Origin of the sequence: Streptomyces sp. NPDC021749, from assembly GCF_040640655.1 — a bacterium.
Taxonomy (GTDB): domain Bacteria; phylum Actinomycetota; class Actinomycetes; order Streptomycetales; family Streptomycetaceae; genus Streptomyces.
In genome coordinates this window covers 217,252-236,088 of the sequence record NZ_JBFACE010000010.1, presented here as the reverse complement: position 1 = coordinate 236,088, position 18,837 = coordinate 217,252, and the positions used below count along the sequence as shown (strand labels likewise).

16 protein-coding genes and 1 pseudogene are annotated in these 18,837 nt (G+C 69.0%); 6 read left to right on the top strand and 11 right to left on the bottom strand.

Annotation, left to right across the window (positions count from 1 at the left end):
* Positions 1–137 precede the first annotated feature (137 nt).
* Positions 138–362, top strand: coding sequence for a transposase (locus AB0G35_RS13265; protein ID WP_360947895.1), 225 nt, complete (start codon positions 138–140; stop codon positions 360–362).
* A gap of 170 nt (positions 363–532) precedes the next feature.
* On the opposite strand, the gene AB0G35_RS13260 is transcribed toward AB0G35_RS13265, so the two are convergent.
* Positions 533–1,780: a hypothetical protein gene (locus tag AB0G35_RS13260; RefSeq protein WP_360947893.1), complete on the bottom strand. Its 1,248-nt coding sequence runs from the start codon at positions 1,778–1,780 to the stop codon at positions 533–535.
* Positions 1,781–2,697: 917 nt separating this feature from the next.
* Here AB0G35_RS13260 and AB0G35_RS13255 point away from each other — a divergent pair.
* Positions 2,698–3,129, top strand: a complete 432-nt coding sequence (locus AB0G35_RS13255) for a nuclear transport factor 2 family protein (protein WP_360947891.1) — start codon at positions 2,698–2,700, stop codon at positions 3,127–3,129.
* Between the two features lie 517 nt (positions 3,130–3,646).
* Here the strand turns inward: AB0G35_RS13255 and AB0G35_RS13250 are convergent.
* The 9 genes and pseudogenes from AB0G35_RS13250 to AB0G35_RS13210 all read right to left on the bottom strand — a co-directional run bounded on the left by AB0G35_RS13250 (position 3,647) and on the right by AB0G35_RS13210 (position 12,222).
* Positions 3,647–3,841: a DUF1918 domain-containing protein gene (locus AB0G35_RS13250; RefSeq protein WP_360947889.1), complete on the bottom strand. Its 195-nt coding sequence runs from the start codon at positions 3,839–3,841 to the stop codon at positions 3,647–3,649.
* A gap of 174 nt (positions 3,842–4,015) precedes the next feature.
* Positions 4,016–4,777: a hypothetical protein gene (locus AB0G35_RS13245; RefSeq protein WP_360947887.1), complete on the bottom strand. Its 762-nt coding sequence runs from the start codon at positions 4,775–4,777 to the stop codon at positions 4,016–4,018.
* A gap of 262 nt (positions 4,778–5,039) precedes the next feature.
* A pseudogene (locus AB0G35_RS13240) lies at positions 5,040–5,600 on the bottom strand (sigma-70 family RNA polymerase sigma factor); the annotation flags it as partial.
* 126 nt (positions 5,601–5,726) lie between these two features.
* Entirely contained in the window at positions 5,727–6,038 is a 312-nt protein-coding gene (locus AB0G35_RS13235) for a hypothetical protein (RefSeq protein WP_360947885.1), read from the bottom strand.
* 83 nt (positions 6,039–6,121) lie between these two features.
* Positions 6,122–7,321: a serine/threonine-protein kinase gene (locus tag AB0G35_RS13230; RefSeq protein ID WP_360947883.1), complete on the bottom strand. Its 1,200-nt coding sequence runs from the start codon at positions 7,319–7,321 to the stop codon at positions 6,122–6,124.
* Positions 7,318–9,183 (bottom strand): ABC transporter ATP-binding protein, encoded by a 1,866-nt coding sequence (locus AB0G35_RS13225; RefSeq protein ID WP_360947881.1) that lies wholly within the window; start codon positions 9,181–9,183, stop codon positions 7,318–7,320. Before AB0G35_RS13225 ends, AB0G35_RS13230 begins: the two co-directional genes overlap by 4 nt.
* 492 nt (positions 9,184–9,675) lie before the next feature.
* Positions 9,676–10,086 (bottom strand): Rid family hydrolase, encoded by a 411-nt coding sequence (locus tag AB0G35_RS13220; RefSeq protein ID WP_360947879.1) that lies wholly within the window; start codon positions 10,084–10,086, stop codon positions 9,676–9,678.
* Between the two features lie 85 nt (positions 10,087–10,171).
* Positions 10,172–10,735 (bottom strand): YcxB family protein, encoded by a 564-nt coding sequence (locus AB0G35_RS13215; RefSeq protein WP_360947877.1) that lies wholly within the window; start codon positions 10,733–10,735, stop codon positions 10,172–10,174.
* A 287-nt stretch (positions 10,736–11,022) separates the two neighbouring features.
* Positions 11,023–12,222, bottom strand: coding sequence for a macrolide family glycosyltransferase (locus tag AB0G35_RS13210; protein ID WP_360947875.1), 1,200 nt, complete (start codon positions 12,220–12,222; stop codon positions 11,023–11,025).
* A 173-nt stretch (positions 12,223–12,395) separates the two neighbouring features.
* On the opposite strand from AB0G35_RS13210, the gene AB0G35_RS13205 reads away from it, so the two are divergent.
* The 4 genes from AB0G35_RS13205 to AB0G35_RS13190 all read left to right on the top strand — a co-directional run bounded on the left by AB0G35_RS13205 (position 12,396) and on the right by AB0G35_RS13190 (position 17,254).
* Complete coding sequence (locus AB0G35_RS13205) at positions 12,396–13,244, top strand: MerR family transcriptional regulator (RefSeq protein WP_360947873.1); 849 nt, start codon at positions 12,396–12,398, stop codon at positions 13,242–13,244.
* A 243-nt stretch (positions 13,245–13,487) separates the two neighbouring features.
* Positions 13,488–14,234: an SOS response-associated peptidase gene (locus AB0G35_RS13200; RefSeq protein ID WP_360947871.1), complete on the top strand. Its 747-nt coding sequence runs from the start codon at positions 13,488–13,490 to the stop codon at positions 14,232–14,234.
* Positions 14,235–14,361: 127 nt separating this feature from the next.
* A complete protein-coding gene (locus AB0G35_RS13195) occupies positions 14,362–15,531 on the top strand; it encodes a permease (protein WP_360947869.1) in 1,170 nt (389 codons plus the stop codon).
* Positions 15,532–15,760: 229 nt separating this feature from the next.
* On the top strand, positions 15,761–17,254 hold the full coding sequence (locus AB0G35_RS13190) for a hypothetical protein (protein ID WP_360947867.1): 1,494 nt from the start codon (positions 15,761–15,763) through the stop codon (positions 17,252–17,254).
* 255 nt (positions 17,255–17,509) lie between these two features.
* On the opposite strand, the gene AB0G35_RS13185 is transcribed toward AB0G35_RS13190, so the two are convergent.
* On the bottom strand, positions 17,510–18,712 hold the full coding sequence (locus AB0G35_RS13185; protein ID WP_360947865.1) for an MFS transporter: 1,203 nt from the start codon (positions 18,710–18,712) through the stop codon (positions 17,510–17,512).
* Positions 18,713–18,837 lie beyond the last annotated feature (125 nt).

Below are 18,837 nucleotides of genomic sequence, written 5' to 3'. Positions count from 1 at the left end.
CTACCTCGCGGGACTCCACCTCCGGGCCTCCGTGATCTGGATCAAGGACCTCACGCGAGCGGCCCCTTGATCACAACCAAATACGCTCCCTAGGGCCCGTTGCGAAAGTGGATCTTGTTCGTTGGTGATCACCTGTCGTGGTGCGTGGGGATCTGACGCATGGCCGGTGGGCCCGGCTTGAGCCGTTGCTGCCGCGGGGCATCAAGCCGGGTCGTCCGCAGGTGTGGACGCGGCGGCAGTTGATAGACGGCATACGGTGGCGGATCCGGACCGGCGCCCCGTGGCGGGACGCGCCCGAGAGGTACGGCCCGTGGGACCGTGGCTATGACCTGTTCCGGCGTTGGCAGCGCGACGAAACCTGAGCGAGGATCCTTACCCAACTCCAGGCCGAGGCGGTCCTGGTACGGGACGACGGCCTCGCCCTTGTGGTGCTGGAGGGCGAGGCCGTCGTCGGGGCCGTGTCAGCGGCTGGCGCTCGGCGGTGCGGTCATTGTCGGAAACGGTACCCGCCGAAGGCGTCCTTGGCCGTTGGTTACGCTTCCTGGAGCCGAGCCAAGATCCACTTGCCAAGCTCCGGGGTCATGACGGTGTGGCCTTCGTTGGTGGTGGCGCAGAGGAAGTCGTGGAGTTCGCTCCTCTCGGGGTCGACCTTGGTGTAGAGGGCGGTGTGGTCGTCGATGTCGGCCGACGCCACGGCGCTGATGGTGGGGACGAAGGTGGAGGTGTTGTGGGTGAGCTGCGCCGGCTGCTCGTTGACCACCGCGGCCAGCACGGCAGCCATGCCGAAGTTGGCGGCGTCTTCCAGGAGAGGTGCCTTGGGGAAGAGGCCGCCGGGAGCGCCGTCGAGTTCGGGGAAGCCGGTGGTGTTGATCGAGACCGGGGTCCGGCTCGTCTCCGCCATCTGGGCGACGGTCTGCCGTCCCTGGCCCTGGGTGCGGAGCTGGGCGCTCGCCTTCGGTCCGAGGGCGGCCATCGCGGTGTCGTCGGCGGGGATGTTGTTCCCGGCGCCGGTGCCCGTTCCGTTGGCCACACCAAGCAGGCGGGGGATCTGGGGCCAGTCGCCCATCCGCTGGAGTGCTTCCAGGAAGTCGGTCCGTCGCTGATCCTGGCCGGCGGCGACGTCGAGGGTGACCTCGGTGCCGGTTTCGACGTGCCAGCGCAGCATCTGGCGTGCGGCCGGGCTGTTGACCAGGTCGGAGTAGAGGCTGAGGAGCGGGTTGGCGTCCCCCCAGCGTTCCTTCACGAAGTGGGCGAATGCCTGGACTCCGAGAGGCAGCCACGCGCCGCGGTGCGGGGTGTCGTAGGAGAGGTAGGTGGAGGTCTCGTGGCGCTCCCTCTGCCTTTCCATCTTGGCCAGGGCGTAGCGGGTGACCATTCCTCCCATGCTGAAGCCGCCCACCGTCAGCATGGCCTCGCCCTCGCGGGTGGCGATCGCCGTGCGGATGCACTCGATCGCGACGTCGGCGTTGTCGAGGATGGACGCAGACCGGTCGTTGAAGCCCAGGAGGACTACGTCGAAGCCGTTCTCACGCAGCGTGGAGATGAACGGGTAGTCCCCGTTCTCCAGGCCGTCGTACAGCACGTGCCCGTTGCTTCCTCCCATGGCGAAGCCGTCGGCGAGGATCACTGGCCGCCTGACGGCCGTCTGGTCGGATGAGCTGTAGAAGACCCAGGCGGTCCCGTTGCGGAGCTCCCACTCGGTGTCCCAGGGGGCCGTTTCCGCGGCTGCGGGCTGAGCTCCCGGAAGGGGGCCCCAGATGCTGACAACAGGCTTGGACATCTTCGACGACTCCTTGGTGTCGCGGCTGTCATACCGAACACGGTGATCGTCTCGGCGTGAGCATCCAAGCCGCGCCACAATCCAGCAACACCATTCTTTCGGGTGAGACGGCGATCGGCCGTGACCAGCACTTTCACGGCCCTAGGCGGAACGAAAGACGCCTCCGTACGTCGTGCCGCCGACAACGCACCACCCACTGTCCGGGGTACGACGTACGCGTCACGACGTGCACGCCCGATCTTTCTTCCGCTCCCTGCACCGTGCCCACCGCGAGGGAACGGAACCCACGAAGAGGCCGCTGAGCCAACCTCTGCTGTCCTCCGGCCGGTCGAGCAGTCCTGGCAGGTCTCCGCCCTCCTCGAACACGGCTGACAGCCGCCCGCCCTGGCGACTGACCCGATGTGCCGCCGCCACCCGGTTACGATTCCCGCCGACCGCCTCCGGTGGGCCGTATGCGCACCACCCCGACCTCCAAGTCCACATGGAATGAGGGTTCTTCGGCCGGCCGGACGTTCTTACGCGCGCGCTCTTGGGCCAACGCGCGCTTCCCGTGCTGTGCCCCCGGAAGCACCTGCTGCATGAAGTCGACCCCCATGGACGACAAGCCCTTGCGCTTCCGCCAGTAGATCCAGCCCCGCCGCTCCATCCGCAACAAGGCTCGGTCCCCCAGGAACACGGCCAGGGCCAGCAGCCCAACTCCCAAGGTAACCAGCCACACCGCACTCCCCATGCCCCCTCAACTTCCCAGTGGCGCCATACGTTCCCGCCCCCTCGACGAACAGCCACGCGTCCAGACCTCTATTCAAGTTTGACTAGATGCGGGCGGCAGGCTTATCCTCCTTCGCGTAGTCAAACTTGACGAGCTCTCCCTGTGCATGTGACCAGCACGCACCCGAAGGCCTTGAAGAGGAGCCAGCGTGACCGTTCTGCCCCAGACCGGGTATGTCCCGACCGCCGAGGACCGCGCGAGCCTGGACGCCTGGTTCGCGGAGTACGACGCCCAGAGCGCGCAGCGCAACATCGAGCGGATGGCCGAAATGGCGGTCTTCCCGCTCAACCTCGTGAGTGACGACGAAGCCGGCAACGGCCGTTCGGCGCAGTGGGACCGTGAGCAGTTCGTCGCGACGATGACCCATGTCATGGGTGACGGAAGCGAGGACATCGCATTCGAGTCCACACGGACCCCCGTCTTCCTCTCCCCCGCCATCGCCGTGGTCTTCACGGACTCGACCATGACGATCGAGGGCCGGACCCAACAACTGCGCTACGCCGACATCCTGATCAGGCAGGACGGAAAGTGGGCGTTCCAAACGATGATCCAGGGCGGCTGGGGCGACCACCTGGGCTGACCTCAGCGACACCGCCGTCACTGCGCGAGCGGAGCAACGCACCGAAAAGGCAACGAGGATTGCACCGGCCGGACGGTCCTGGCCTCAAGGTGGTGGCCGTGGCGATGGGGGTGTTCCGGGAGGCCAACCGGAAGCAGGGCCAGGTGGCGGGGCCGGAGCGGGAGGTTCTCCAACGGCGTGCGCCGCTGCCCCTCCCCTGTGACGGTGACCAGCTCACCGCTGAACGGGGCCTCCGGCCCCCACCCGACCCACCCCTTGACGTAGCGAGAGCAAACCAGATGCCGCCGGTGAACCAACAGGACCGCCAGCTCCCCGGCGGGCCCCACGCTCCACCACAGGGCCCGCCACCCTCGCACGGCTTCGGTGGCGGGCAGCCGCCAGACGTTGTGGATCGCGGCGTCGGAGCGGGCGGTCGCGGGCCGAAGATTCATCAGGAGACGCCTTGGGGACTCCAGGGGCTCACGTCGCCCGAAGGGCGCTGCCCTACCGGCCCGCGAACCTCAACGCTCGATGGACCTCATGCTTCGGCCGCGAACGGCCGGACCACAGTGTCCGGGCCGGGGGACATGATGGTCTCGTGACCGTCCTCGAAGCGCACCCGATACGGCGGGCCGCCGTCCGTTCCCAGCACCTCGATGACCTCTGCTGTCCGGTCGTGCTGCCCGACGATGCGCCCGTGAATGAGCAGCCTGTCCCCTACGCTGACCTGCATGTTCCTACCCTTCTGAAGACCGGTTCCGGCCCGCATGGCATCCCCGTACCCGCATGCCGATATGCAGGGTGTCACCGGATCGGACGCAGCGTCACCTTCTGTCGGGGACGAGGCCGCTCCCGATGAGGCCCCTCCCGATGAGGCCGCTTCCCCAGGGGCGGGTGGCCGGTGAGGTCACTGCGTGGTGAAGTGCGCGGTGGCGAGGACGCGGCCGTCGGTCGAGGTCAGGCGGGCGCCCGAGAGCGTGGCGGGGTTCACGGAGGCCGGGGCGCCCCAGTAGGCGTAGCCGTCGCGGAGGTTGAAGGTGCCGAGCCGGACGGTCGTGCCGTCGGTGCGCTCCAGTGTGCAGGTGGCCTTTCCGCTGTACCGGATGCCGGCGTCGGCGAGGTCGACCGACATGAAGACCCAGCCACGTGGTCCGGGGTGGGCGTAGATCTCTCCGACCGGTGGGCGATGGTCCGTACCGGCTGCCGCACCGGCTGCGGTCAGGTGTGCCTGCAGCATTCCCGTCCCGGCCTGGACGGGCGGTGCGGAGCCGGATGCCAGGTTTTCGATGGCCGTGCCGACGGCCCAGCCGCCGAACCCGAAGCCCAGCGCGAGGGCGGCCGCGGCGGCCGCGACCCGCATCCGTACGCCGCTGCGGACGCCCGTACGCCGAGACTCGGAGGCGCGCGCGGTCTCACGTCCGTCACGCGCGGCCTGGGCCAGGGTCAGCCGCCGCGCCACCCGGGTTTCGAAGCCGGCCGGCGGCTCGCCGCCGGGCAGGAGGGCCAGCAGTCCGTCGCCGACGAGGGCGAGCTGCTCGATGTACTCCCGGCAGTCCGCGCACCGGTCCAGGTGGGCGGCCGCCTCGGCCCGCTCCCGGCCCGACAGCACGCCGAGGACCAGCTCGGCACCGGTCTCGTGCAGCTGTTCGCAGGTCAGGTCCTTATTCATGGCCGCCTCGCTTCGGAGACGCGGGATGCGGATCGGCGGGATTCGCAGGCGCGGAATTCCATGGCGTGGGTTGCTGGGCTGGGTGTGTGGCCCTCGCAGATTCGGTGGAGTGCGCGGACTCGGTCGAGTGCGCTGATGCGGTCGAGTGCGGGGACTCGGTCGAGTGCGCTGATTCGGTCGAGTGCGCAGATGTGGTCGAGTGCGCGGATTGGATGGAGTGCGCGGATTCGGAATGTGTCGGGTGCGGATGTGTGGGGTTGGGCGCGGTGAGGGTGGTCCGCAGTTTGCTCATTGCGGCCCTGATCCGCGTCTTGGCGGTGCCCAGCGGGATGCGCTCCCAGTCGGCGACCTGCTGGGCGGTCATTCCGTAGATGCCCGCCATCACCACGGCGCGGGCCTGTTCGGCGGGCAACTGCGCCACCGCAGCCCGCAGGGCCGCCGACGCCTCGTCCGCGAGCGCCCGTTCCTCGGGGGTGTCGGTCACCGCGCCGAGGAGTGCGTCGAGGTCCTCGGGGGCCACCGGCTCCGGCCGACGCGACCGGACGGCATCGATGGCGAGATTGTGGGCGATGGTCGTCAGCCAGGTCGTCACCGATCCGCGGCGTGAGTCGTAGACCTGCGCGTGCCGCCACGCACGCTCGAAGGTCTGCTGGGCGATGTCCTCGGCGAGCTGCGCATCGCGGGTGACCGCGAGCGCGACGCCGAAGACCGTGTGCTGGAAACGCCGTACGAACGTGACGGCGAGCTCCGGGTCACCCGTGGCCAGGCCAGCCAGCAGCGCCTCGTCGGGGATGCGTCCGACCGGGAGCTGCAACCTCTGCATACCCTTGTGTACGGTCCGCCCCGGCCAGGGGATTGCCCGGCGGTTACGGAAGCCCACGCATTCATTCTCTCTCGGAGCCGCCGCTAGCTTCGCCTCTCCCAGCACGTCGGCGATATGCCGCTACGGCTACCGAGCGTGCACGGACGTGGCGGGGCGCGTGACGGAAGCGGGCGGGGTGCGCATCTTCGCGACGCCGCACCAGGCGACGAAGGCGGCGACGAAGGCCACTTCGGCGACCATGCACAGGACGCCGTACGGCGGGTCCCAGCCCTCTTCCTGGTAATCGGGCAGCCCGACGGTACGGGACAACGCGAAGCCGAGAACCATGCCACCGCTGACCACCGTGCCGAGCAGCCACGCCGGTACGGGGTTCCGTCGTGCGAGGCCTACCGCTGCAAGGAGGAGCGCGCCGCTGCCGGTGAGGAACAGGATTCCCATGTACGGCACTTCTTGAAGATGTTCGGGGACGAGGAGGAGATGGGCTGTCGCGCTGAGGAGCGCACAGACGGCGGCAACTCCTCTCAACGAAGCCTCGATTGGGCGAGAAGACATAGGGGCCTCCTACCGGATCTCGCCGGGTCGGCTGTAATGCATGTAACGGGTGTCCGGTGTCCGGTACCTGGTGTCTGGCATTCGGTGCCTGGTACCCGGTGTCTGGTGTCCGGTGTCCGGTGCCTGGTCTCTGATGTACGTAACGAGCCTGGTGAATGGTTCATGATCGTGGTTGGCGTGTCGGCCGGGACTTCGCGGCGGCCGTGCGGCAGCAATCCGTCCAGTACTGCGGCGAGTTGGTCGAGTGAAGGCCGAGCGCCCGGGTCGGGGACGAGACAGCCGTCGATCGCCGCGGTGAGGGTACGCGGCAGGCGCCGGCGCGCTCGGACGGACGGGGCCCGTTCAGCGAGCTGAGGGTAGCGATCGATGTCAAAGTCGACGTCTGTATCGGTGTCTGTACCTGTACCTGTGCCTGTGCCTGTGCCTTCGCCTGTGCCTTCGCCTGTGCCTGTGCCAATCTCTGCGTCTGCGTCTGTATCTGCGTCTGCGTCTGCGTCTGTATCTGCGTCTGCGCCTGCGTCATCGAAGGGGACCTCGCCGGTGGCGGCCTCGTACAGCGTGCTGCCGAGTCCCCAGACGTCGGTCGCCGGGGTGAGGACTCCGCCGCGGGCCTGCTCGGGAGCGAGGTAGCAGAAGGTGCCGATGCCCGGCGGGGCGGGGCCGGGTGGGCGGGCGATGCTCAGGTCGAGGACCTTGGCGTGCCGGCAGCTGATCACGATGTTGGACGGCTTCAGGTCCAGGTGCAGCAGGCCCTTGCCGTGCAGATAGTGGAGCGCCGAGCACAGGTGCAGACCGAGCAGGGCAAGGTCGTCGGCGGCCAGGCGGCGCCGTCGGCGATCGATGAGGTGGGCCAGGGTCTCGCCGGTGAGCGTCTCCAGTACGACATGGGGTTCGGGCATTTCACCGGTTTCATAGGCGCGGACCAGGTGCGGATGGGTGAAGGTCTGGAGCCAGCGGCCCTCCTGCAGCAGTCGCTCGCGCAGCGTCTGCTCGTCTCGTCGGTCCGGGCGCAGCACCTTCACCACGCATCGGCACTCCCGTTCCTGGCTCCAGGCGTCGTAGAGGTCCAGCCAGCCGGTGCGGCAGAGGTGGGCGAGGACCTCGTAGCCCGGGAGCACCGTGGTTCCGACCGCCAGTGGCGGTTTCCCGGGGGCTGGTGTGCGGTTCATGAGAGCACCTCGGCCATCGGGGCGCCGCCGGGCCCGTGCAGCCGGTAGAGCCGGGCGTAGGCCGCGCTGCGGCTGAGCAACTGGTCGTGTGTGCCGCGTGCGGTGATGAGGCCGTCCTCCAGGAGCACGATCTGGGTGGCGTCGCGGACGGTGAGCAGGTTGTGGGAGATGAGGATCGTGGTGCGTCCGCTCATCAGCAGGCGCAGCGGTTCGAGGATGCGCCGGCCGGATTCCGCGTCGAGGCCGGTGGTCGGCTCGTCGAGGATGAGGAGGGGAGCGTTACGGATCATGGCGCGGGCGATGGCGAGGCGCTGCCGTTGTCCGCCGGAGAGCAGCCGGCCGCGTTGGCCCACCACGGTGTCGTAGCCCTGGGGAAGTCGGCTGACGAAGTCGTGGGCGTCCGCGGCGTGGGCCGCCGCGACGATGTCTTCGTCGGTCGCGTCGGGGCGGCCGTAGGCGATGTTGTCGCGCACCGTGCCGTGGAAGACCAGGGTTTCCTGGAGCAGCACGGCGACGTTGTTCCGTAGGTCGTCCAGGCGCAGCTCGCGGAGATCGTTCCCGTCGAGGCGGATGGTGCCGTGGTCCGGGTCGTAGAAGCGGAGCAGCAGTTTGGCGACGGTCGACTTCCCGGCTCCGCTCGCCCCGACCAGTGCCAGGGTCTCGCCGGGGGCCACGCCGAACGAGACCCCCGAGAGGGCCGGCCGGGCGGTCCCCGGGTACCGGAAGGAGATCTCGTCGAACAGGACCTCACCGCGGGCCTGCCCGAGCTCCCGAGGGGTCGTGGCCTGGACGACTTGGGGCCGCTGGTCGAGCAGTTCGATGATCCGCTCCGCGGCGGCGGACGCCGAGTAGAAGGTGTTGCTGAGGCCGGAGATGCCGCGGATCGGACCGTAGAGCCTGCTCAGCAGGGTGAGGAACACCATCAGGCCGCCCAGGGTGAGGCGGCCCCGGGTCAGTTCCCAGGTGCCCAGGCCCATCACGAGCAGCGCGCCGGCCAGCTCGATGACGTCGATGACCGTGGCGTACACGGCACCGATGCGGGCCGACGCCATGGCGGCCCGGAACCGGCCGAGGTTCTCGCGCTCGAACCTGCCGTGCTCCCACCGCTGCCGGTTGTACGCCTGCACGAGGACGATGTTGCCGAGGGCCTCTTCGGTGACCGCGCTGACCGAGCCGCTGCGGCGCCGCCGCTCCCGCGAGGCGGCCTTCACCCGCCGGGAGAAGCGTCGGGCGGTCCACCAGAACAGGGGGGCGATGACGAGGGCGAGGACGGTCAGGTCCCAGCGGAGGTAGAACAGCACGACGAGGAAGATCCCGAGCCGCATCACCTGGGCAAAGGCGTTCACGATCCCGGAGAGCAGGAACGTCTCGACCGCGTCGACGTCCCCGGTCACACGGGAGAGGACGTCCCCGAGCCGCCGCCGCTCGAAGAATCCGAGCGAGAGACCTTCGACATGGCGGAACAGGTCGGACCGCAGGGCGAGCAGGAACCGTTCGCTGACCCAGGTGGAGGTCACGTCGTCGGCGAAGGCGAGAACGCCCGCGAAGAACGTGAACGCGAGGTAGGCGAGGGCGATCGGCAGGAGGAGGTGCAGATTGCGCGGGACCAGCATGTCGTCAATGACGATCTTGAAGAGCCAGATCTCGGCCGTGTCGACGACGGGGCTCAGCACCACGAAGGCCAGGATCACCAGCAGCCAGCGCCGGCCGCCCCGTGTGTACGGCCAGAAGCGCCGGAACACCTCACGCAGGGGCACCGGCGGGGCGTGCTCGACGATGCCGTCCGCGGTGCGGTCCCCGCTCTCGGGTTCCTCGGCGACCGACAGCAGCAGCCGCAGGGTCCGCTTGATACGGCTCGCCACCCGCGCAAGGCGGCTCGCCGCAGAGGGGCGGGTGGAGGCGCGCGGAGAAGGGCGCCCGGGAGGACGCGCTGCCCCCTGTCCCCGGCCTTCGCCGTGCGCATCACCGGGGGAGGCAGCGATCGGCCGCGCACCGCTCATGTCGCTTCACGCCTTACGCCTCACCGACTGGTGCGGCCGGGCGGGAGGCCCGGCCGCTGACAGTCACCAGGAGTGCTCAGTACCTCCCTCCACGGTTCTTGTCGTCACCATGGTCACTCCCGTGGCGCCGACGCCGACGCCGACGGCGGTCGTGTTCGCTCGTGTCCCTGCGCCGGCCCGTCGTCGAACGGTCACGACGGCTATGGCCCAGCGCGGGAGCCAGGTTTTCGAGGACTCCCATGCCCTTCCCTTCTTCGTGCCCCCCGCAAAGCCCCCCTCGAACCACCCATCAATCACGTATACGGAGGAAAGTTGAAAAGGGATTCAATCGGCGGGATCCCGCACGGCGGCGGTTCAGGAATCGAGCACCGCGGCGACTGCCTCGATCTCCACGAGCTGGTCGTGGTAGCCGAGCACGGTGACGCCCATCAACGTGCTGGGAACGTCATGGTCACCGAACGCGTCCCGGACCACCTCCCAGGCCGCCACCAGGTCTTCCTGCCGGCCGGAGGCGACCAGGACGCGGGTGCTGATGACGTCGTGCAGCTCCGCCCCGGCGTCCGCCAGCGCGGTCCGCAGGTTCTCGACGGCCTTGGCCGCCTGGCCGGCGACGTCCCCGATCGCCGCGGTGGAACCGTCCTCGTTCAACGGGCACGCCCCGGCGAGGAAGATCAGCCGGGCCTCGGCGGGGGCGGTGGCCGCGTAGGCGTACTCGGCGACATCGGACAGGGAGGCGGAACGGATCAGCGTGACGGCACGAGGCACGGATATCCCTTTCGCGGCGTGGGCGAGGCGCCCGTACCCTCTCAGAGATCCACTCCGCGTTCGAGGCATTTTCCTGACGGCGGCCTCAGCCCCGCTCCTTGGCCCTGGCTCCCTTCTTGGGCCGCAGCAGGGTGGCGTGACCGGCGAGGAGGCTCCTCAGACGGTCGATGTCCTCCGGATCCGCGGCGCCGCGCTTGGGAAGCACGACCATGCCGACGCCGTATTTGTCGGGCGTCATCAGGACGAACAGCGCGTCGGTCTCCGCGTACCGGGTGAGCATCGGCCACCGGTACGTCGTATCGCTGTCCCGCGAGCTCATCCGCACTCCGCTGCTGTCCACGACGGCCTGGAATTCTCCCTGCGGGGCGAGCATCCGGTGGATCTGGCGGCCCTGGAGCGTGGGCACCAGCAGGTACACACCGACGACCAGGGCCAGCGCCGTGAGACACAGCACCGTCAGACGGAGGCTGGGGCCCTTCGGACCCAGGCAGGCCACCGCGAGAGCCTGCAGCACCACCACACCGCTCGCGATGACCACCCCGTTCTGCAGTCGCCCCGCGGGCGTGGCGCGCGTCCGCGCGCGGATGGCTGCCACGGCGTCGGCGACCGTCGGCAGGTAGGCCAACTCCACTGCACGTGTTTCCTGCACTCTGCCCACTCCCCAGGCCGTCCCGGACTGTCACTACGTCGCGCCGAGATCGTAACGGGACCCACCGACAGCCGAGCGGGGAGGTGTAAAGGCGCGGTAAACCCCGGCGCAGGCGCCGGGCATGAACGGGCGAAGGGCGCTGCTACGGCGCATACGGGTGTGGCTGGTCGTCTTCATCATCTGTCGGCATGAAGGGCGGGGTGTGCACCGCGGCACCGGTGGTGTCGCTTCCTGCACACCCCGCCCTCGCAGCGGTGGCCGTGGGAATCAGTCCTGCTCCTCGGAGGTCAGCGCAGGTAGTCCTCGATCACGTCCGCGCCGCGGGCGGCGCCGCCGCTTTCCCGGACGACCTTGCGCATCCGGTCGAGGTTGGCGCGTACCGTGGGGTCGGAGGCGACGCGGGCGACCGCGGCGCGCAAGGACTCAGCCGTCACCGTGGCGGCGTCCAGTCGCTCACCGAGCCCCAGTTCCTGCACCCGACCGGCGTTGGCGGCCTGCTCGGGCATCTGGGGGACGGCGATCAGACCGACCCCGTAATACAGCGCCTCCATCGTGGAGTTCATGCCGGTGTGGGAGACGAAGGCGTCCGCATGGCGGAGCACGGACGGCTGGGGAAAGTGCGGTCGTACGTCGATGGTGGGCGGAATGTCGCCGAGTTCGGCGAGCTCCACATTGCCCACGGTCATGGCCACTTGATACGGACCCTGACCGAATGCCTCGATGCACGCGCGGTAGAACTCGGGCCGGTCGTTGAAAACCGTGCCCAGCGAGATGTACAGCACGGGGGCGTCGGGGTCGGCGGGCGACCAGGGTTCGTCCTGCTCACGGCTGCCCAGCGAGGGGCCTATGAAGTGGAAGCGTTCGTCGAAGGTGTCCCCCGCCGGCTGGAACTCCCTGGGTATGAACACCAGGTTGAGTTTCTCGGTCACCTCCATGAGGTGTGCCGGGTCGAGCTCAACACCGTGTTCGGCGGAGAATTCCGCGCACTGGGGGCCGAAGCCCATGACGAAGGGATTGGCGTTCGTGTGGGTGTCGTTGCCGACGCCGCCGCCGTGTTCTTCCATGAAGTTGGCGAAGAGCGAAAACGACTCGTTGGAGGCGAAGTTGGGGATGAGGCGTACGGCGGGAATGCCCAGCTTCTCGGCGAGGACGCGGGCCGACCAGTTCATTGCGTCGTAACAGATCGCGTCCGGCCGCTCGGTGCGGCAGTACTCGTGGAGCGCGGGGTAGGCCGAGCTCATCGCCGTGAACAGATGACGCATGAAGTTCATGATCTCGGCGGGACCGAACTCGCGCGGCGGCGTCAGCATTTCCCACGACGGCAGCTCCACCCAGCGCGCGCCCGCCCGGATGACCGCTTCGGAATGTTCCGCGCTGGTGGCATAGTCCACTCGGTGTCCCCGCCGCACGAGTTCCTCGACCAGCGGGAGGGTCGGGTTGACATGCCCGTGCCCGGCAAGTGTGACGAATAGCAGGTGTTTCGGCATATCGCACACTCTAACGAGGCGGCAACTTCCGTCTGCGCGCGGGCGATTGGCCAAACGGACAGGTAGGGGTCAAGGGCCAGGCGTGCGTGCGGGGCGGATGGCTGGCCAGTCATGGTGGCCGCCGGGCCGTGCACGGCTTGGGCGCGCTCTCGGCGACATGAGACGCTGAGCCGATGCACAGTGACGCCCCCGAGCCGGAATCGCCCCTCACCGCGGAAGGTGCCGAACCGGTCGGCCCCGAAGGCCTCACCGTGGGCCGGGCGGCCGCGCTGGTCGGGGTCAGCGTGAAGACGCTGCACCACTGGGACACGATCGGTCTGGTGCGTCCGAGCGACCGCACCTGGGCCGGCTACCGGGTCTACTCCAGCGACGACGTCGCCCGTATCCACCGGGTCCTCGTCTACCGGGAGCTCGGGCTTCCGCTCGCCGAAATCGGGCGGATCCTCGACGACCCGGACACCCGTGCGCGCGACCATCTGCGCCGGCAGCGGTCACAACTCGTGGAGCGCATTTCCCGTCTGCAGAAGATGGTTGACGCGGTCGATCGCATGCTGGACGCGTCCAGGACCGGGATGCGGCTGACTCCGGAGCAACAGGTCGACATCTTCGGTGCCGACTGGCACCCCGCCTGGGTGGAGGAGGCCGAGGAACGCTGGGGCGAGAGTGCGCAGTGGGCGCAATACGCCGAGCGGGCCGCCGAGATGACGCCAGAGGACTGGAAAGGGGTCGCGGCCGCGACCGACGCTCTGAACGCCGACCTCGCTGCCGCGAACCGTGCCGGCGTCGCCCCCGGTTCGGAAGAGGCGAACGCCCTTGCGGAGCGACACCGCACACTGATCTCCACGTACTTCGACTGCACCCACGCGATGCAGGTGTGCATGGGCCGGATGTACGTCAGCGAGCCCGGCTATGCCGAGTACTACGACGCGCTCGCCCCGGGCCTGACCCTCTGGCTGCGCGACATCCTCTTCGCCAATGCCGTGGCTCACGGCGTCGACCCGGAATCCGCCGTCTGGGAGTGACCAGGCCGCTGCCTGGGGGCACGAGGCTGCCGGGGCCGCCGCGTGACCGCCTCATCGGTCCCCGTCGGGAACCGTCTCCCAGTCCCCCGCCTTGAGCCGGCGGCGCCGCTCGTTCCGTGCTCTTCAACGCGTCATGCCAGGCATCGTCCCTCACTGCTGCCGCACCGACCCTGGCTGCGGTAAGAACCGAACGCCACACCTGGGAGCAGGCGCCACAAAGGTCATATATGCCACAGTGAGGGTATGTGCGGTCGATACGTTGCCACCCGCAGTCCGCAGGATCTGGCCGGGCTGTTCCACGTCAGCCGGTGGAACCCGGAGCAACTGCTGGCGCCGAGCTGGAACGTCGCGCCCACGGATGAGGTGTGGGCGGTGCTGGAGCGCCCTGATCGCGGGACGGGCGAGGTGGAGCGGCAGCTGCGGGCGCTGCGGTGGGGGCTGGTGCCGTCCTGGGCGAAGAGCGCCGACGTCGGCGCGAAGATGATCAATGCGCGGATGGAGACGGTGCACGAGAAGCCGGCCTACCGCCGCGCCTTCGCCAAACGCCGCTGTCTGCTGCCCGCGGACGGCTTCTACGAGTGGCAGGCGGTCCCCGTCGAAGGGCGGGCCAAGCCCCGTAAGCAGCCGTACTTCATCAGTCCCGAGGACGGTCAGCTGATGGCGATGGCGGGGCTGTACGAGTTCTGGCGCGACCCGGACGTGGCCGACGACGATCCGGCGGCGTGGTGGACGACCTGCACCGTCATCACCACCGAGGCCACCGATGCGGCCGGCCGGGTCCACCCGCGCATGCCGCTGGCCCTCGCCCCGGCCCACTACGACGCCTGGCTCGACCCCGCCCACGAGGACCCCGAAGAGCTGCGCACCCTCCTGACCACCCCCGCCGACGGGCACCTCAACGCCCGTGCGGTCTCCCCCGCGGTCAACGACGTCCGCAACAACGGCCCGCACCTCCTGGACGACGCACCGGCCGGCGGCCCGGGTACGTGACGGTCCGCGGGCCGGGACCTGCCCGCCCCCGCAGTCCCGGAGGGGCCGCCGTACCCGCCACGGTCTGCCGGCCACGTCGGCCGTGTCGATCACCTCCCTGCGGCCCCGCCGCGGGAAGGCTTCGGGGATGGTCCACTCCGTACTGCATGCGCTGTCGATCGCCGGTTCCATGACCTGGGAGATCACCTGGGCCCTGATCCTGGGCTTCGCCCTGTCCGCCGTGGTCCAGGCGGTCGTCCGCAAGGCCACCGTGGTCTCACTGCTGGGCGATGACCGGCCCCGCACCCTCTCGCTCGCCGCCGGCCTGGGCGCGGCGTCCTCCTCCTGCTCCTACGCCGCGGTCGCGCTGGCCCGCTCCCTGTTCCGCAAGGGCGCGCACTTCACCGCCGCCATGGCCTTCGAGATCGCCTCCACCAACCTGGTCATCGAACTCGGGGTCATCCTCGCCCTCCTCATGGGCTGGCAGTTCACGGCCGCGGAATTCGCCGGCGGGCCCATCATGATCGTCGTGCTGGCGGTGCTGTTCCGCCTGCTGCTGCCCGGCGGGCTGCTGCGGCAGGCGCGCGAGCAGGCCCGACGCGGCCTGGCCGGCTCCATGGAGGGCCACGCCGCGATGGACATGTCCGTACGGCGGGAAGGTTCCTTCACCCGGCGGCTGCTGTCCCGTGAGGGCTTCACCGCAACGAGCCACGTCTTCGTGATGGAGTGGGCGGCGATCGCGCGGGACCTGGTGCTCGGTCTGCTCATCGCCGGTGCCATCGCCGCCTGGGTGCCGGACGCGTTCTGGCGCAGCTTCTTCTTCGAGGGCCACCCGCTGGCCGCCAAGCTGTGGGGGCCCGTCATCGGTCCGCTGGTCGCGCTCGCCTCGTTCGTCTGCTCGATCGGCAACGTCCCGCTGGCGGTCGTGCTGTGGAAGGGCGGCATCAGCTTCGGCGGCGTCGTCGCGTTCATCTTCGCGGACCTGCTGATCCTGCCGATCCTCAACATCTACCGGAAGTACTACGGCGCCAGGATGGCCCTCTTCCTCCTCGGCACCTTCTACGTCGCCACCGTCATCGCCGGCTACGCGGTCGAGTTCGTCTTCGGCGGGCTCGGCCTCGTCCCCGACCAGGCCGACGCCAAGGTCCCCATGGAAGGCGTGAGGTGGAACTACACCACCTGGCTGAACATCGCCTTCCTCCTCCTGGCGGCCGCTCTCCTCATCCGCTTCCTCCGCACCGGCGGGCGCGACATGCTCCGCATGATGGGCGGATCTCCTGACGCCGGCCTACACGACGGACCCGCTGAACATGGTTGACGGCCCAGGGGAGGCTCAGGGGCGGCTGTTGAGGAATCCGATGGCGACCGCTCCCCACCAGCACATTTGCGATACCGCCGCGGTGGCGAGCCCCACAGCAGGGCCCGCGGCCGCGGCGCCGGCGCCTTTGGAGCAAAAAACTCCCCTCTGTATGCGTATGCCGCAGTCGGGGGCCGGGCGTGCCCCGCGGCAAACGGTCGCTGTCAGTGGTCGCCCCTACAGTGGCCGCATGGTGCCTGAGACACAGCCCGAGGACTCCCCGCAGCAGCTGCTCCACCAGTGGATCGGTGATCTGCCGTATCAGCTCCTGCGGTTGGAGAAGGTGCTCCTCGGCAGGAGCGTCCCCTTCGACTACTCCCCCGAGTCGCTGGAGACTCTGGAGACCCGCCTGCTGGAACACCACGACTCCGTTCAAGATGCCGAGAAGCGCGCGGAGTTCGTGGACAGTGCGATGGCCTATCTCGGCGAGGTCCTGCTCGGCATAGCGGGTGGGGGCTGGGGCTGGAACACCCGCCCGGTCGACGATCGTCCGGGACAGCCGGTCGTCTGGCCGGATCCGGATCTCGAACTCTCCCCCATCGCACCGCGGTTGCTGATCGCGCACGCCCTCCGGGTCCGTACCGGGTCCGCGTTCGCCGACGAGGTGGAGCGGCTGAGGGAAGCGGTGTCCGCGCAGCAGGACGCGGTTCCGGGGTGGAAGCCGGTCAAGGAGCACACGCCGCGGGTGGACCCGACGGTGCCGATGCCGGAGGATCCGGTGCTGACCGCCTGGCTGGAGGAGCGGAAGAAGGCGCTTTCCGCCTGGGCCGAGGACGCGTTCAACGGGGCCTGGCGATATCAGTTCCACCCGGACACGTTGGACTGGCTGGAAACCGTCGTCCGGCAACGGTTCGCCACCGTGGAGGAGTTCGACGCGGCCCGCGAGGAGCCGTTCGTGCAGGGTGCCTGCTGGTACCTGGGCGAGGTGATCCGCGGCGTCAAGGGGGCGGTGTGGCAGTACATACCGTTCGATCCGGACGCCGACCCCGGGGCCCCGGGAACGCGGGAGAGTCCCTGGACCGAGGTGCCGTTCGTGGACCAGCCGGACAAGCGGGTCGGAGGCGCGGCGATTCCGCTGGGGTGCCTGCGCGACCTGTTCCTTGAGGAGGAGAGCCTCCGGGACGTGCTGATCTGGTTCAGGGCTTCGTCGTACACGCAGGTGGGAGCGCTGCTGGCCCGGATGGGCATGGTCTCGCAGGAGAAGGTCGACAGCGTCCTCGACGAATACGCCGACTATGCGCACGACGAACTGCCGCCCCACGAAGTGGCCAGCACGCTGGAGGAGTTCGGGGTGGCGATATCGGCCCACGGGGACGATGTCGACGACCTTGAGGACAGCTACGCGGACTTCCTGGCGCGGGCCGAGGCGCTCACCGACGGCGCAGTGACCATCACCGACGTCCAGCTACGCGAGGACGAGAAGCTCGGCGAGGTCCTGGAGTTCAAGCGCAACGGCGTCTTGGTGACCCAACAGACCGAGCACGAGTCGGACAGGTACCTGGACCACCTGGCGATCCTGGAGTTCATCGATCACCTCGATCCCGACCCCGACGACGACCCCCGCCGGTTCCACGTGGTCCATTTCGCGCGTCTGAGGGAGAGCACCTACGACAGCTATTTCCTTTTCGCCACGCCCGAACAGGCGACCGTGCTGGAGAAGCAACTCGGCCTGGAAATGCACTGAGTGAGCCGGGCGCCGGCACCCTGCGGCTTTTCGACCGTCCGTCCAGTAGGCCGGGAGTGCCGGTGCGCTGATCGTGCGGCAGGTAGCCGATGTGACCGGTGCGGGTGACGGTGCCGCTGACGGGCAGGCCCGACCCCACGGGGACCTCGGTGCGGGTGCATCCGCACGGCGGCTGCCGAGGGGCGCGCCGCCGTGCGGACGAAGGGAGGGGAAAGACGGTGGGAAGCCGACGTTCCCCTCGGGTGGCGGTGGTTGTCAGCCGGCCTCGGGCACCGGCCCGGCTTCCGCCTGGTCCGCTGCGCTCTGCTTCGGCTTGACGAACGCCAGGGGTGCGGCGACGACCACGGCGACGGCCATCACTCCGGCGGTCACGATCGAGTCACCGGTGAAAAGGCTGCTGGCGACGCCGGTGAGCAGCGTCACCAGCAGCGCCCGTCCGCTCATGTTCAGCGAGGACGCGGCGCCCTGCAACTCCGGGAAGACCGCCAGGGAGCGCCCGAAGATGACCGGGTAGACCGCGGCGAAGCCGACGCAGAAGACGGCGAGGGGACCGGTGGTCGTCCATGCGCCCTCGCCGAACACCAGGAACAGGGCGATGCCGAGGACGGTGGCGGCGATGCTGTAGACCACCGTGCGCTCCGGGCCGCCGAGCGCCCCGATGAGCTTCGAGGCGTACAGGCTGGTCACCGCGAACGAGGCCACGATGATCAGCAGATGGCCGGCGAAGCCGATCGTGGACAGCCCATAGGTGTCGGTGTACAGGAACGAGCTGGACGCGATGAACACCATGTAGGCGGCGAACAGCAGGCTGGGGACGACCGAGGCCGCGAGGAACTCCTTGCTGGACAGCAGCTTGCGGTAGTCCGAGGCGACCTGACGAACCGTCACCTTGGCCGGTTCGCCCTTGGTCTCGGGCAGGAAGACCGCCATCAGCAGCAGGGAGACCAGCGTGATGCCGCAGACGGTGGCGTAGTTGCCGCGCCAGCCGATCGTGCGGTTGATGAGTCCGCCGAGTGCGGGCGCCACCGTCATGAAGGTGGACATCGCGGCGTTGGTGAGCCCGAACATCTTGAACAGCTCGGTGCCCCGGTAGACGTCGCCGATGATGACGAAGACCAGGACCACGGAGGTGCTGGCGCCGACGCCCTGGATGAGCCGGGAGCCGAGCAGGAACTCGATGTTCGTCGCGACCGCGCAGCCCAGTGCGCCGGCCAGCATGATCGTGTTGCCGATCAGCATGACCTTGCGCCGGCCGAACCGGTCCGAGAGCGGACCGTAGGCCAGGGCGCCGAGGCAGTAGCCGAAGAAGTTGTAGGTGATCGTCAGCTGTACCGCGGACTCGGACGCCGTGAGGCTCTTGGCGATGTCCGGGAAACTGGGCACGGACATGTCGAGTTCCATGATCGTGCCGATGAGCGTCACGACCAAAAGGGCAGGCAGATATCTGTGTTGTTTCATGGCCTCATGAAGGACGGACCTGATGGGAAGAAGGGAATGCGGGCACGCTGAGCAGAGCCGTGCCGGGATCGGCAGGCTCTGCGGTGCGGCTATGGTCTTCGGACCAAGGGCCACCAGGTGGCGTG

Excerpts from the sequence above, each read along its gene's own strand:
- AB0G35_RS13245 (WP_360947887.1), bottom strand. The coding sequence starts at position 4,777 with ATGAATAAGGACCTGACCTGCGAACAGCTGCACGAGACCGGTGCCGAG.
- AB0G35_RS13250 (WP_360947889.1), bottom strand. The coding sequence starts at position 3,841 with ATGCAGGTCAGCGTAGGGGACAGGCTGCTCATTCACGGGCGCATCGTC.
- AB0G35_RS13195 (WP_360947869.1), top strand. The coding sequence starts at position 14,362 with ATGGTCCACTCCGTACTGCATGCGCTGTCGATCGCCGGTTCCATGACC.
- AB0G35_RS13210 (WP_360947875.1), bottom strand. The coding sequence starts at position 12,222 with ATGCCGAAACACCTGCTATTCGTCACACTTGCCGGGCACGGGCATGTC.
- AB0G35_RS13230 (WP_360947883.1), bottom strand. The coding sequence starts at position 7,321 with ATGAACCGCACACCAGCCCCCGGGAAACCGCCACTGGCGGTCGGAACC.
- AB0G35_RS13185 (WP_360947865.1), bottom strand. The coding sequence starts at position 18,712 with ATGAAACAACACAGATATCTGCCTGCCCTTTTGGTCGTGACGCTCATC.
- AB0G35_RS13235 (WP_360947885.1), bottom strand. The coding sequence starts at position 6,038 with ATGGGAATCCTGTTCCTCACCGGCAGCGGCGCGCTCCTCCTTGCAGCG.
- AB0G35_RS13260 (WP_360947893.1), bottom strand. The coding sequence starts at position 1,780 with ATGTCCAAGCCTGTTGTCAGCATCTGGGGCCCCCTTCCGGGAGCTCAG.
- AB0G35_RS13190 (WP_360947867.1), top strand. The coding sequence starts at position 15,761 with ATGGTGCCTGAGACACAGCCCGAGGACTCCCCGCAGCAGCTGCTCCAC.
- AB0G35_RS13205 (WP_360947873.1), top strand. The coding sequence starts at position 12,396 with ATGCACAGTGACGCCCCCGAGCCGGAATCGCCCCTCACCGCGGAAGGT.
- AB0G35_RS13200 (WP_360947871.1), top strand. The coding sequence starts at position 13,488 with ATGTGCGGTCGATACGTTGCCACCCGCAGTCCGCAGGATCTGGCCGGG.